Source organism: Mucilaginibacter sp. PAMB04274 (genome assembly GCF_039634385.2).
Classification (GTDB): domain Bacteria; phylum Bacteroidota; class Bacteroidia; order Sphingobacteriales; family Sphingobacteriaceae; genus Mucilaginibacter.
Genome location: NZ_CP155081.2, coordinates 2,327,527 through 2,342,648, shown reverse-complemented (window position 1 = coordinate 2,342,648; position 15,122 = coordinate 2,327,527). Strand labels below are relative to the sequence as shown.

The 15,122-nt window shown below is 41.2% G+C and carries 12 protein-coding genes; 3 read left to right on the top strand and 9 right to left on the bottom strand.

Going from position 1 to position 15,122, the window contains the following annotated elements; translation table 11 throughout:
• Positions 1-13: 13 nt before the first annotated feature.
• The 8 genes from ABDD95_RS09850 to ABDD95_RS09815 form a co-directional block, all read right to left on the bottom strand.
• Complete coding sequence (locus ABDD95_RS09850; RefSeq protein WP_345951719.1) at positions 14-601, bottom strand: chemotaxis protein CheB; 588 nt, start codon at positions 599-601, stop codon at positions 14-16.
• Positions 591-1,430, bottom strand: coding sequence for a protein-glutamate O-methyltransferase CheR (locus tag ABDD95_RS09845; protein WP_345951718.1), 840 nt, complete (start codon positions 1,428-1,430; stop codon positions 591-593). Before ABDD95_RS09845 ends, ABDD95_RS09850 begins: the two co-directional genes overlap by 11 nt.
• A gap of 3 nt (positions 1,431-1,433) precedes the next feature.
• Entirely contained in the window at positions 1,434-4,871 is a 3,438-nt protein-coding gene (locus tag ABDD95_RS09840; RefSeq protein WP_345951717.1) for a response regulator, read from the bottom strand.
• 138 nt (positions 4,872-5,009) lie between these two features.
• Positions 5,010-5,333 (bottom strand): DMT family protein, encoded by a 324-nt coding sequence (locus ABDD95_RS09835; protein WP_345951716.1) that lies wholly within the window; start codon positions 5,331-5,333, stop codon positions 5,010-5,012.
• Positions 5,334-5,412: 79 nt separating this feature from the next.
• Entirely contained in the window at positions 5,413-5,829 is a 417-nt protein-coding gene (locus ABDD95_RS09830) for a hypothetical protein (RefSeq protein ID WP_345951715.1), read from the bottom strand.
• Positions 5,830-5,947: 118 nt separating this feature from the next.
• The gene (gene gldC, locus ABDD95_RS09825; protein WP_345951714.1) at positions 5,948-6,277 is read right to left on the bottom strand and encodes a gliding motility protein GldC; all 330 of its coding nucleotides are present in this window, start codon (positions 6,275-6,277) and stop codon (positions 5,948-5,950) included.
• 5 nt (positions 6,278-6,282) lie between these two features.
• On the bottom strand, positions 6,283-6,555 hold the full coding sequence (locus ABDD95_RS09820; protein ID WP_345951713.1) for a hypothetical protein: 273 nt from the start codon (positions 6,553-6,555) through the stop codon (positions 6,283-6,285).
• 3 nt (positions 6,556-6,558) lie between these two features.
• Positions 6,559-7,902, bottom strand: coding sequence for a DEAD/DEAH box helicase (locus ABDD95_RS09815; RefSeq protein WP_345951712.1), 1,344 nt, complete (start codon positions 7,900-7,902; stop codon positions 6,559-6,561).
• A 178-nt stretch (positions 7,903-8,080) separates the two neighbouring features.
• Between ABDD95_RS09815 and ABDD95_RS09810 the strand changes: the two genes are divergently transcribed.
• Together ABDD95_RS09810 and ABDD95_RS09805 are read left to right on the top strand one after the other, a co-directional pair.
• A complete protein-coding gene (locus ABDD95_RS09810; RefSeq protein ID WP_345951711.1) occupies positions 8,081-9,163 on the top strand; it encodes an acyltransferase in 1,083 nt (360 codons plus the stop codon).
• Positions 9,164-9,308: 145 nt separating this feature from the next.
• Positions 9,309-11,687, top strand: a complete 2,379-nt coding sequence (locus ABDD95_RS09805; RefSeq protein ID WP_345951710.1) for an ABC transporter permease — start codon at positions 9,309-9,311, stop codon at positions 11,685-11,687.
• Between the two features lie 104 nt (positions 11,688-11,791).
• On the opposite strand, the gene ABDD95_RS09800 is transcribed toward ABDD95_RS09805, so the two are convergent.
• Positions 11,792-13,564 carry a cellulase family glycosylhydrolase gene (locus tag ABDD95_RS09800; RefSeq protein WP_345951709.1) on the bottom strand — a complete coding sequence of 591 codons (1,773 nt, stop codon included), beginning with the start codon at positions 13,562-13,564 and terminating at the stop codon, positions 11,792-11,794.
• Between the two features lie 358 nt (positions 13,565-13,922).
• Here ABDD95_RS09800 and ABDD95_RS09795 point away from each other — a divergent pair, with 358 nt between their 5' ends.
• Positions 13,923-15,095, top strand: coding sequence for a chondroitinase-B domain-containing protein (locus ABDD95_RS09795; RefSeq protein ID WP_345951708.1), 1,173 nt, complete (start codon positions 13,923-13,925; stop codon positions 15,093-15,095).
• Positions 15,096-15,122 lie beyond the last annotated feature (27 nt).

Below are 15,122 nucleotides of genomic sequence, written 5' to 3'. Positions count from 1 at the left end.
TAAAAAGTATCAGCTAAATCTGTAATAGTTCGAATATTTCATCAATACTTAGAACATAGTCGGCGGCGTTGATATGAATAGCTGCATTAGGCATATCGGCCATTTCAGCTTCTGCGGGATTCTGCACTATCGTTAATGACCCATTCCTACGCAGTTTTAACAAACCTTCAGCTCCATCCTGATTAGCGCCCGACAGCAGTATAGCAGTACACTGTTCTTTAAAAACGTCGGCCGCGCTATCAAAAGTTACGTCAATTGAGGGTTTGGAATACCATACCGATTCTGAAACATCCAGGCTAAACTGGTTTTCGTTTTCAATCAGGGTATGATAATTTGCCGGCGCTATGTATATAGTATTATTTTCAATAATATCCTTATCACATACTTCGCGGAGGTACATACGACTATTTTCACCGAAGAGTTTTTCTATTTCGCTAAAAAAGTTCTTTTTACGGTGAATGATGATAATAACCGTTTTGTTGAGGCTGGGCGGCAGATGTTTTACGGCACGAAAAAGTATCTTGAATGATCCGGCCGAACCACCAAGCAACAGCACTTTTGATTGCTGCCACCGCTTTTTAATCTCATCATTAAGTGCCAATCTTTTGGTAGATGTTTTCTTTAGAATTGACCGTTTTGAATCTTTTTTTAAACGCATCAGACCGTATGGCCTCTTTGCTGCCCAGGCACAAAAAGCCAAGCGGGCATAAGCTGCGGTAAAATATGTCTAAAATCTTTTCTTGCAAAGCTGATTCAAAGTAAATGAAAACGTTACGGCAACTTATGAGTTGAAATTCGTTAAATACGTTATCAGAAATTAAATTATGTACCGAGAATAGTGTGTTCTGCTTAAGCTCAGTGTGTATGGTGGCCGCATCATAAAGAATGGTGAAGTGATCGGTTATCGTACCGGGCAAACCCGAGTACTGGTAATTTTCAGCGTACGACTTAATTTTACGCAAGCTGTAAATTCCTTTTTTAGCTTCTTTAAGAACTTCTGTATTTATGTCAGTGCCGTAAACAAATGATTTATTACGCAAGCCGGCTTCTTTTAACAGAATAGCCATAGAATAAACCTCTTCACCAGATGAGCAGCCGGCACTCCACACCTTTATATGCTGAAATGTAGAGAGATAAGGCAGTACCTGGTTGTTAAGCGCTTTATAAAAAAGCGGGTCGCGAAACATCTCGGTTACGTTAACGGTAACCTCCTCTAAAAAATGCTGAAAAAAGCTCAGGTCATTTACCAGGAGATGCTTCAAGTCATAGTACCCTAGTCGCTTGAGCTGCATAACTCTGGATATACGCCTTTTCAATGACGCTTTAGAATAGCCGGAAAAGTCAAACCCGTGGATTTTCTTTACCAGGTTTACCAGATCATTGAGTTCAAGCGGTGTTAACGATGGTGCTTCTGTAGTTCCGTTAATCATATATTACCCCTCTAGCCACAACTGCATCAGCGAAATTAGCCTGTCCATATCAATCGGCTTAGTAATGTAATCATTAGCGCCGGCAGCCAAACACTTTTCGCGGTCTTCTTTCATGGCTTTTGCTGTTAACGCTATTACAGGCAACTTGTTCCATTTGTTTTGTTTTCGAATATGCCTGGTAGCTTCGTAACCATCCATCTTAGGCATCATGATATCCATCAAAACAATATCTATGCCCTCTACCCTCTCCAATTTTTCGAGAGCCTCATCACCGTCGTTAGCTATTTCTACTATTAAATCGTATTGTTGCAATGCGCTGCTTAAAGCAAATATATTACGCATATCATCATCAACAACCAACACTTTTTTGCCTTTTAAAATCTCCTTGCCTTTTGATGCAACAACAGGTGGTTTGGCCGCGGCAGATGCAGGCCCAGAACTTACTTTATGTAAGAACAAATTTACCTCGTCAATCAGCCTATCGGCAGACTTGTTGGTTTTCATGACCATGGCATTGGCATATTGCATTAACCGGTTAACTGAGTTTTTATCCAGTTCCATAGCCGTATTCACGATTACCGGTAGTTCGGCAAAGCGATCAATAGCTTTAATTTTATCCAGCAAGTCCAACCCCGAAATATCGGGTAGGTTTAAGTCCAATATAACGCATTGATAATCGTTTTGATTAAGCATTGTAAAGGCTTGTTCGCCGGTAAAGGCCTGATCAACCGTAATACCTTGCTTTTGCATCAGGTCTTTAAGTGCCTGGCTCTGTGCCTCATGATCTTCAACCAGCAATATCTGTTTAAACTGCACGCCGCTTTGACTCATCATGTCGGCAAAGAGTTTGTCTAAAGTTTCGGTGTTGATTGGCTTTTTCAAGAAACTGATGGCACCCTCACGACGAACCTTATTAGCAGCGGCTTCACCAGCCGACATAAGATGCACCGGTATGTTTTTAGTAACATCATCGGCCTTCAATTCTTTTAATATCTGCCAGCCATCTTTCCCAGGTAGCATAATGTCAAGTATAACGGCGTCAGGCATGTTATCTTTAATTACCTGTGCAGCGTTGGTACCCTCGTTTACCATTATAGATTCATAACCATGCTCTTTCGCATAATCATGTAATATATCGGCAAAATTACGGTCATCTTCAACAATTACAACCAGCGGCGTACTCCGGCCGGCTTTCGGTTGTATGTTGGCCGGCTGCAGAAAATCGTTAAGCGGTTTAAAGCTTTCTACCGTTGGCAAAGTTGGTTCCTCGTCGGACTTAGCAACTGTCTGGGTGGCTTCTAAAGGTATGGTAAGCGTAAACTCACTACCCTGGTTTACCTCGCTGGTGAGGGTAATTTGCCCACCTAATAAAGTGGCCAGTTCACGGCTAATTGATAATCCTAGCCCAGTTCCGCCGTATTTACGGCTTGTAGAACCATCTGCCTGTTGAAAGGCTTCAAAAATCACTTTTTGCTTCTCGGGCGCTATGCCTATACCCGAATCTTTAACCTTAAAGCTAATGGTGTTAGGTTTAGTGCCCGGTGTAGCGTTTATAGAGATATGGCCACCTTCTGGCGTAAATTTGAATGCGTTTGATAAGAGATTTTTAATTACCTGCTCCACCCTAACCTTATCAGTGTAGATCAAGCCGGGCAAACCACTCACGTTACTTGTGAAGTTAATCTTTTTATTACGTGCAACCTCGGCAAACAGCTGCTCAATATCGTTTACTATTTCAGAAACCTTCACATCATCGTTCTGCATCTCCAGCTTGCCCGATTCAATTTTCGAAAGGTCTAAAATGTCGTTAATAAGCGTTAGCAGATCGTTACCTGCATTAAATATCACGCTGGCATATTTTATCTGATCTTCACTTAGATTATCGGTTTTATTATCTTTCAGAATACGCGCTAATACCAAAATACTATTTAAAGGTGTACGCAGCTCGTGGCTCATGTTGGCCAAAAACTCCGATTTATATTTTCCCGTAGTTTCCAGTTCGGTCACTTTTAGGTTAATGGCTGCACGGGCTTCTTCAATAGCCTGGTTCTTTTCTTCAAGTAAACTGGCTTTCTCTTCCAACTCAGCATTAATGGTTCGCAGTTCTTCCTGCTGTACCCGTAATTCCTCCTCTGAGGCTTGCAGCATCTCTGTCTTGTTCAGCAGTTCCTCGTTGGTAACACGCATTTCTTCCTGCTGGGCTTCCAGCTCTTCGGCTTGCTGTTGTGTTTCCTCAAACAAATCGTGCATTATAGTACGCGCCTGTGCTGTATTAATGGCAATGCCAATATCATCTGCAGCTGCCAGTATATACTCGCGGTCGCTATCTTTCAACTCTTGCTGAAAGGCTACTTCCATAACGCCCATCAACTTCTTATCAAAGAAGAACGGCACAATCAGTATTTCAGCCAGTTCCTGGCTAATTATAGAAGTTTCAAGTTGTAATTTATCGTTTAGATGACCTTTTATGGTTGCGGCTTTCTGGTCTTGGGCTACTTGTCCCAGCCATCCTTCAGATAGCTTTATTTTATTTTTTACAGCGCCAAGATTGTGAAATGCATAGTAAGAATACAGATCCAGCTGCTTATCATCATCATTATAAAGGTAAAAAGTACCAGATAGTGCATTAGTGTAACGACAAACCTCTGTCAGCACATTTTCAGACAATTCCTTCTCACTTTGCTGCCCCTGCATTTTTTCATTAAGGATGCCGATACCGGTTAGCAGCCAGTTTTTGTTTTCATTTTCAGCTAATACCTGGGCAAGTTCGGTGTTAGCTTCCTTTATTTCGGCTTCAATTTTCTTTTGCTGAGCAAACGTTTTTTGAATATAGATGAACAGCACTATTATGATAACCAGAAATATGGCCGACCCTACGGAGATAGTAAGTATAGTAGCATCAGATGCTTCTTGCGTTTGCGCTTTACCTGCTTGAAGCGATTTAGTTTCGACAATATTAATTTTTTCGATGGTAACGCGTACGTTATCCATTACGCCTTTGCCATTAATAAGCATATCGCGCGATACCATATACTCAAGGCCCAGGTCCTGACGGGTTTCTATGTTAGTACGCATCATGGCCAATGCGCTATTTGATAACGAGATTAGCGTTGAAACGTTACTTTGCTGATCCGGATCGGCACTTACCATATTCTCCAACCGGTTCAAATTCTGATTAATGCGAGGCAGCGCTGCATTATAGGGGTCTAAAAATTTGGGTTTACCTGTGGCGGCATAACCACGCATGCCGGTTTCAGCATCAACCAAAAGTTGCAATATGCCACGGGATGTATTGATGATTTGCTGGCTATGCTCAACCTGTTCCTGATTGTCTTGCAGTTGCCTGATGCTGCGGAAAGAGAAGATACCTACAATAAAAACAAGTAAAATAGAAATAGCAAACCCGGTTAATACCTGGGTACGAAAGTTTAGTTTGAACATGTTATAGGCTAAGTATGTAAACTTATGGTATGGTCAATACTTTGCTACACACCACAAGTCAAAGCTAATAATAAATAAGGTTAAATGAAAAAGGCGTTCATACTCCTGTTATGTTTAACAGACCGCCTTAACCGGCTGCTACCACTTTTTAAACACTACGAACACCGCTAGAATTATAAGTGCAAAACCTACAAAGTGGTTCCATGCCAGGCGTTCCGTTTTAAAAAAAACTGTAGTAAAAATTATAAAGATAGTGATGGTGAGCGCTTCCTGCAGCACTTTAAGCTGTAGTAAACTAAAAGGGCCGCCCTCAGCATTGTAACCAGCCTTGTTGGCTGGTACCTGAAACAGATACTCGAAAAAAGCAAGCCCCCAACTAATAAGGATTATTGCTATAAGCGGCAAGTTCTTTGACCATTGAAAATCCTTAAAACGCAAATGCCCGTACCAGGCAAAAGTCATAAATGTATTAGATATAATAAGAAAGATTATCGTTTTTAAACCACGCATGCCAATCAAAATAATAGCTTAGTCTGAATAATCACTTAATACCTTGCTCAAATGGGATAGCTGGCTTTGGCACGGCTAAGACACTCAGTATAGCTCCTGCAAACAGCAGGTACCAACCCCACTTAAACTTAATTAGCTTAGTTAAAAAGCCAGCCATACCTTTAAAAGGTATAAAACTGAACGTGTTGTGAACTTTTAATTGAGCTGCGATGTACACAAGTACAACCAATACAAGGCCAGCCCATGCGGCTATGCGTGAAACTTTGTATTGTTTGAGCACAATGCCTGCAATGCCTACAATGGCAACCAGCAGTACCACCATACTGTAAGGTTTGTTCAAATCGTACAAATCCCAGCTAACTACACCAAACGGACGTAGTAACGGGCACCATGTGGCTGCCATAAGCAGCACAAAACCGGCAAATGCTATAAATGCTTTGGACGACATTAGGTTTAATGATTAGGATATTCTGATAAAAGGAAGGTAGTGAAAAATAATATACAGCCGACAATATCTTATGTATATTATTTTTCACTACTGTTCGAAACAACAATTAAATTGTTTACTATTTTATAATCTCCATCTTCTCGGCGAAGTGGACGCAGTAATCGCGCAGGTCTTCGACAATGTTTTTCTCGTTGGTGGCACGCAAAAAGCTGTCTCCCTGGGTTTGCAGGGTTTCGAAAAAGAAACGTTTCATTTCATCAACCGGCATATCGTTAGTCCACAGGTTAATGCTTAACGTGTTTTTATAATTATGGTCCCACACGCTCAGCATAAATGCCTTGGCGGGTACTGCATCTTTATTTTCAGCGTCGGTAGATTCCCAGGTAATGTTTTGAGGAACATTGTTATCGTCCAGATCTACTATTAGTTTTATTTCAGCTCTTTTCATTTAAATTACTGTCTTACAAATAAATATATAACAACGGTAAGTATGATGAAGCTAAGCTCCACCATCCATAATGTTTTAGTGTTTAAAAAGAAATTTCGGAAAATCATATCCAAAAACCACAAAATCATACCGAACAGCAAATAAATCAGCGCAATAGTACCAGTCCATTGCTTAAACTCACTGCCGGTTACACTCACCGGTTTAAAAAACCAGGTAATAGCAGCCAATACAATCAAAAATGCTGTTGCAAAGTTTAAAGGTGTTAATCGAAGTTTCATTGACTATTTTTTTCGGAATGATTTACCGCGCGTAGTTTTGGGTTTACCATGCTTTTTGGCAAGCGTTTGTTTGTGGCCTAAGGATGGCTTTTTTTCAACGCGTTCTTTTTTTTCATGAAATGCACCTTTAAACTCCGGATCATGACGGCGCTTTTGCATGTCAATTTCCCGCGCTTGGTCCTGCCGCTCTTCATAAGGTGTTTCTTCTACAAAAACTTCTTGCGGTAGAGGCAAAACTTGTATAGGTTGCCTAATCAGCTTTTCTACCTGCTCCAGGTAATATTCTTCGGCCGGGTTACAAAAGGTAATTGCTTCGCCTGATTGTAAAGCACGACCCGTACGACCAATTCTATGCACATAATCTTCAATAACTATAGGCACATCAAAATTAATTACATGGCTTACATTGCTCACATCAATACCGCGCGAAGCTACATCGGTGGCTACCAATATTTTTACCTCATCTTCCTTAAAAGCATTAATTGAATTTATACGGGTATTTTGACCTTTGTTGGCATGCAGTACTTTTACCTGTTTATCGTCAAACTTGCGCACTAAAAACTTATAAACGTCTTCGGCAGCGGCGCGGGTTTTGCAAAATACAATAAGCTTTTTAAGCTCCTCGTCCCTATCCAGTAGTTTGCGCAGCAGGTTTATTTTAGTTTTAATATTAGGCACATAATACAGGTACTGGCTAATAGTTTGTGCCGGCGTTGCCTGCGGTGTAATCTCAATCACTGTTGGAAACTCCAAAAAGTTGCCCGAGAGTATCTGCACCTTATCAGACATGGTGGCCGAAAACAGCAGGTTTTGACGCTTACGTGGTACCACTTCCAAAATGCGGTTTATCTGTGGCATAAAGCCCATATCCATCATCTTGTCGGCTTCGTCTAACACCAAAAATTGCAGCGGCTTGGTATTGATGTGCCCTGCTAAATAAATCTCCAAAAATCTGCCGGGGGTGGCTACTATAATATCTACGCCTTTATTAATAGTTTCAATTTGCGTTTTGGGACCAAGACCACCATATATAATAACAGTCCGCAAATCAGTGTTTACAGCAAAGCTGCGGATGTTTTCTTCAATTTGCATAGCCAGTTCGCGGGTAGGCGCCAAAATAAGTGCACGTGCATCATTCCCCTGCGCATACTTAAGCTTCATGAGCATTGGCAGCACATAGGCTGCAGTTTTACCGGTTCCGGTTTGGGCAATACCTAATACATCCTGGCCATTTAATATAGGAGGTATAGCCTTTTGCTGTATAGGCGTAGCCTCAGTATAGCCGGCATCGGCAACAGCATTTAGTATTTGCCGGTTAAAATTAAATTCATCGAAAGGTACGCCCATAGCCGGCAAAGATACGTTTTACTTTTTTAGTAGGGAAGCAAGCGAGCGGCTAAGCTTGATAATGAGCTGGTTTTTGACGTTTATTTGAAAATAAATATTTAACTTAATAACCTTAAATAGTAAAACAAAATATTTCAAAAGGCATTATACCTTAAATTTTCTGTCCCCACTCTATCGCATGTCATTACCCTCCTCATCATATATACCATCGTTGGATGGATTACGCGGTATCTCTATCTTATTGGTATTTGTTGCGCACATCGGATTTGAGAAGATTGTGCCAGGTGGGCTGGGTGTAACCATATTTTTCTTTATCAGCGGTTATTTAATTACCTCGCTGCTTATCAGCGAGATAAATAATACAGGGTCGATCCATTTTAAGCTATTTTTTATTCGGCGGCTTATGCGGCTTTACCCGCCGCTGTTGTTCATGATCTGCCTTTTCTACCTATATCTGTTTTTTACTAATCAGGGTATTAATGTATACGAGGTACTGGCATCGTTATTTTACTATGAAAATTATTACTTCTATTATCACCCCGACCCTGCACACAGCTCGGACATTTGTAAAGTACTTTGGTCTTTGGTGGTAGAAGAGCATTTTTATTTAGTTTTTCCTGCCTTATTCTGGCTGATATATAAATCGCCGAAAGCTTTAATGACCATGCTGATCGTGTTACTTTTTGTACCACTTGTTTTTCGCTTATGGGGTATTATGATGTATGGAAGTACGGGAGATATTACAGAACGCTACACTTACTTGCTTACCCATACCAGGTTCGATTCAATTATATACGGGTGCTTAGCCAGCGTACTTCTTCATATATACAACTCTGCTGTTTATGTAAAGATCATCTCTAACAAATGGGTATTTGCAGCTGCGGCACTTACCATTGTGGCTTGCCTGGTTGTAAGGAACGGGGCTTTTAGAAACACCATCAGATATTCCATACAAGGCCTTTCCCTTTTGGTAGTAATACCAGCAGTGGTAAATATTCCAATTTATCAAAACCTAAGGACACTACTGTCTAACCGGGCATTGGTTTTTGTAGGTAAGCTGAGTTATTCCATTTACCTAACGCATATGACCGCCATTGGTTCGCTGGCATTCATCCGTAAAAACGGGCATCCGTTGTTGTTTTACGTCCTGGTTATACTGCTTACTGCAGCTTTATCAGTGTTCAGTTATCAATTTATAGAAAAACCTTTTGCCAAGCTCCGTACTCGTTACCGCGCCAAGGAACGGCTTACTTTGGCCTGAACACACTGACCAATAGCGAACAGGAATTGTATCAGAATCGAACACTGAACTGCATTAATCTACAGTAAAGAACTGAAAACAAACACCTTACATCTATGGTATGTAATTAGCCAAAATTGCTGCGTATTACCTTAACTGCAGCATCATGATTAAAAACTACCTTAAAACTGCCTGGCGTAATCTGTTACGCAGCAAAGTGTACTCACTTATAGCGGTTATTGGTTTGGCCATTGGCTTATCAGTGAGTACCTTATTGTTTTGGGGAGTTGATGACGAACTGCAGTATGATACCGCATGGCCTGACGCGGCAAACATATATCGTTTAAACGCCAGAATAAAAATGAGCGATGATGAGTACAATACCTGGACAAATACTCCCGCTCCTATTGCTGCTACAGCACTTCGCACCTTCCCCGGTGTAGAAATGGCCGTTCGTTATAATCGCGAGCAAATGCTGGTTAGCCAGGGCGAAGAACATATCATGGAAAAGAACGTGGCCTACACCGAACCCTCATTCTTCAAGATGTTTCATGTGAAGTTACTGAGGGGATCCGAGCAGGTGGCCCTGAGCGCTATTAACAACGTAGTACTCAGCCGTGACGCCGCTGTAAAATATTTCGGCTCTATAAACAATGCTGTGGGTAAAACACTTACTTTGAGCGAAAAGCTTGAGCCTTATACAGTATCGGCCATTATGGAAAACATGCCTGAGCGCAGTACGGTACGCATGGATATGCTGCTATCGTTAGACATGGTTAGAAAAAATTATGGCGGTAATGGCAACTGGAAAACTATAGATGAGGATTGGGGCAACTTCTATTTTACTACCTTTTTACGTCTTAAACCTGGCACCAACGTTAATCAACTTGCAAAGCAGCTGTCTGCCATACATGTAAAAAACAATGGTTATGTAAAAGCAGGCGATGTGACCTACATATGCCAACCCTTGAATATGCTGCGTTTATATAACGCCGACCTCTCGCCATCGGGTATAAAGATTGTACGTTTCTTCATGATTATAGGTGTGCTTATTTTATTGATAGCAGTTATTAATTACATCAACCTTTCCACAGCACGTGCAACCAAACGGGCAAAAGAAGTTGGTTTACGCCGTACCATTGGAGCAAGCCGCCAACAATTACTTATACAGTTTGTAACTGAGTTTATACTAATTTTAATTGCAGCATTACTACTGGCCGCAGCATTGATGCCCGTGCTAACTCCATTTTACCAGGAAATAAGCGGCAAGCTGTATAACATAGATTACTGGAAGCTGTCTACTATTAAAATTGTGGGCTGGGTTGCGTTAGGCACCATTATACTGGCCAGTGTGTACCCTGCCTGGATTTTATCTTCATTTAACCCTAACGATGTATTGAAAGCTAATTTTAATAAAGCGGCTCGAGGCGGCTGGCTGCGTAAAGGATTAGTTATTATGCAATTTACTTTTTCCGTATTGCTGATTATCTGCACAATTGTAATAACCAAGCAGCTTAAATTTATACAAACCAAAAACTTAGGCTATGATCGCGAAAACGTATTGATGGTGCCTCTTAATGGTAAAGTAAGCTCGCAGCTGCAAAGAGTAATGCATGAACTGAAATCCGACAAAAGCATCAGGGACGTAAGCTTTGCATCGGGCTTTTTGCTGGCCATGGGCGGATCTACCGATAACATTAACTGGCCGGGTAAGGTGAACAACCAGGCACACATTAGCCCTATGCAAATAGCAGCTAACTTTACAACGGCAATGCAAATGAAGTTTGCAGACGGACAAGGTTTTACTGGCTCCCCTGCCGATAGCGCTTACTATCTCATCAATGAATCGGCCGCACGTATGATGGCGCTAAAACATCCCGTAGGCACAATAATTAACCTTTGGGGTAAGCAGGGCGAGATAAAAGGCGTAATAAAAGACTTTAACAACGCATCGTTGAAAGAAGAGATAAAGCCAACCATCTTCAGCGCTGTACAGGCGAGTGAATTTGGCGGTTATTTGTATATAAGGGCACGGGCCGAAGCTACAAAGCAAGCTATTGCCAAAACAGAAGAACTTTATAAATCGATTGACAATATACGTCCGTTTGAATACCGCTTTTTGGATGAGGATTTTGACGCCATGTACCGTAAAGATATACAGACTGCAAAGCTATTTAAAGCTTTTGCCAGTGTTGCAATATTATTGAGTTGTTTAGGACTATTTGGGTTGGCGGTGTTTACAGCAGAACGCCGCACTAAGGAGATTGGCATACGTAAGGTTTTAGGTGCCAGCGTACAAAGCATCTCATTTTTGATTTCAAAAGAATTTACCGGACTCGTCATAATAGCCAACCTTATAGCCTGGCCTATTGCCTGGTACATCATGCACCAATGGATGCAGGAGTTTACCTATCGTACCGAAATTAGCTGGTATATATTCGTCATAGCCGGTTTTTTTTCACTATTACTTGCCGTAATTACAGTAAGTTCTCAGGCCGTTAAGGCTGCCATTGTAAATCCGGTGAAGAGCTTAAAAACAGAATAGCTTGCGTTATTTGTATAAACAGGGTTAATCAATTCAAAAGGTTGTCGCTAACATTGTTCCTCGAAACTATTTTTGCTCGCTTTGTGGTATGATAGGCTGTATATTCAATTCTTGGATATTTTGAGTGACTTAAAATTAAATCCGCCCTCGTCAGCTATCACTTTAATTTTGTTGGAGCCTTTATCAAGCTTTATCCCTTTCACCACAACTTCATGCCAAGCTTTAGATGGTACTGTTATGGCAAGGGGAATGCTGGTTGATTTTCCACCAGTAATCACAGAAACCTTTCCTTTGCCGGCTTCGGATGAAACGGTTAGTTTTACAGTATAAGTACCCTTGGCTTTTACGTCGATGGTATACTGCAACCATTCGCTGTCTTCAATGCTAAATATGTGATAGCCGGTATCATCCGCTTCAATATCTACCCCATCATTACGATAAGCACGGCCGCGGTTACCTTGTGTGCGTACACCCGGTGTGTACTGGTAACTTGAAGTATCTTTGTCGTAATAGGCCATACGCTGACTCCCGAGGTCGTAATCCACTGCGTTGATAGTGGCGTTTTTTGTGACGATGTGTTTTTTGAAAGGCACCGTTGCCGAACTCTGTACTTGCCTGAACATCGCGTCAGTCACATCACGGTGATAAGTGGTGTTTTCTAATTTTATATTCTCCAGGAATTCGTCTAACGCGGCAATGGCTTCTTGTTGGGCAGGTTTATCTCCCTTACCGTTCCAGTAATTAAGCAGTTTTTGATACGACGGCGTCAATTTAATTTCGAGCGGATTATTGGTGCCGATTTTCTTTTCCTGCCACCAGCTCCAGCCTATGTTATGGCCCTCCACTAATTTGATAGCCTCGGTAAACCAAGTATTCGAATTTTCGCCCGATTCGCCCAACCAAAGGGGCACATTGTGTTCCTTACTCATTTTGAGGAAGTTTTGAATTGAGCCGTCATTATTGAAATTGCCATATTTATGAAAACTCAGCACCATGTTATTATCCCATAGCGGAAAGATGCCATTATAATTGTTACCAAAGCCATTCCCTTCTATAATGATGATGTGTTTTTTATCTACTTCGCGTATAGCATTAGTGATGTTGACCATCAGCTGCCGTAGCTGAACATTTTTGGTTTCTGCTGTTCCCCGTTTATCATCTGCCTTTTCAAAACCCCAGTTTGGTTCATTAATGATATCGTAGCCGCCAATGTAGGGTTCGTTGGCATAACGCTGAGCCAATTTTTTCCAAAGCGCAATCATTTTTTGCTGATTTGCCTGGCTGTCCCACAAAGAGGGCTTTGCAGCGTCCCGATCAGATATGGCCAGGTCATTACCTTGCCCGCCTGGGGCAGCATGTAAGTCGAATATTAGATACATGTGATTTGCTTTACACCACTTTAACAAGCTGTCAGTTAGAGCAAATCCCTTTTCAATCCAGGTATTTTGACCCGTTACCGGCTCTTGATCAACCGGTAAAGTATACAAGCCATAATGCATAGGTAGCCTGATGGAGTTGAAACCCCATGACGCCATGGAGTCAACATCGATTTTACGGGTGTGATTGGTAAGCCATTTATCATAAAATTGCTGCGCATATGCCGGGCTGGTCACTTCTTCTATTTTTGCTTTAATGCGGTACTGCTGACCTACGTTACCAAGCCTGAACATGTATCCCTCCTGCAACATCCATCCGCCTAAACCCATTCCTCTAAGTAAAACTTTCTTGCCATTTGCGTCGGTAATGAACTGGCCTTGCGCTTTCAGAAAGGTTTGCCCATTGCTTTTTACAGATAACAATAAAAATATAGTAAGTAAGGATAGAACCAATTGGCGATACGCTTTTAACTGGATGAGACGTTTGGCTTTGATGTTCATAATTGAGTAATTGGTGAGCCAAAAATAAAAAAAGCCATAACATTACAGCGGTAAAAATCCGCATAAACAACTGCCTGATAGGCAATTACAAATAAACAAATACGCTTTGTAAATCTAAATTAAAAAGGTGGGGAACTGACATTCAACTGATTACATTTTAATTTAGAAAATCAGCGCGTAAAAGCAATACGGTTCATGCACAAGCAAAATAAATTTTGTTGTACATCATATGTGCAGTCTTGTATTCCTTTAGCTGCTTTTGTTCTCAAAAAGCATGTTATTTATGCAAATTTTCTTGCTGTATAAACCATTTTGCTGTTATATTTACCTATCCAATTATAACAATCAATCAATATTTATGAAGAAATTAGTTACCGGCATAGCCATGCTGTTAACCGGCTATGCGGGCTTCGCTGCTGATTATTTTGTTAAAAGTGAAAAAGAGTTTACCGAAGCTGATAAACACGCTATTGCGGGCGACAACATTATCATAGCTAATGGGAGCTATGCGCCCTGGACCGTAAAATTTACAGCCAATGGTAGTGCTTTACGGCCAATTGTTATCAAAGCTCAGGATGCCGGAAAGGTTATATTTAGCGGAGAGGTTACACAAACCATATTTAAAATCACCGGAAATTACACGCAATTGCAGGGTCTGAACTTCAATAACTGTATTTTAAATAAAGCTAATGGCAAAAACGGACTGCTTATTGACTTAAACAACACCAAGCATTCACGAATCACCAACTGCACTTTCCAAAAGAACAGCGCTAAGGTCCAATTTATGCCGCTGGTCATTATATCTGGCGAAGGAGAGCACAATCAGGTTGATCATTGCAGCTTCATCAGCAACCAGGATGAACAGGATCTGCAGGTACAAATCAATAGTCCCAAATTCCCAACATATACCCTTATAAGCGACAACTTATTCAGCGATAAGGATAAGGTAAGCTGGAAAGTTTTTAACGGCGGTGAATGTGTGCAAATTGGTCAGGATCCGGTTTTAAAGGGAACGGCAATGGCTAAGACAACCGTACGTAACAACCAATTCATACGCTGTAATGGCGAAGGCGAAGTAATAAGCAACAAAAGCAGTGGCAACAACTATACAAACAATTATTTCGAAGACTGCCAGGGCGAGCTGGTTATGCGTGGCGGGCATGATTGCTTAATTGACAGTAATCAGATAAAAGGTGGTACGGGCGGCATACGCATAAATGGTAGCGGGCATGTTATTACAAATAACATTATCTCCGGCGTACGAACCGGAATAAGGCTGATGTATGGCATGTCAAAAGGAAAAACGGAAACTGGATTTTATGTGGCTGCTACTAATTGTGTAATCAGTAACAATCACATCAGCAAGGCCGATGTGGGCATCTTGGTAGGCGACAATAAGAACCAAGATTGGACGGGCAAGTTTGACACCAATAAGTACCCATCACGCGTAATACAGGATATACCTCCGGCTGACAACCAGTTCAAAAACAATGATTTTACCGACACTAAACAGACTATTGTATATAAATAAAAATGTGCTTAAAGCGTGTTTAAGGCG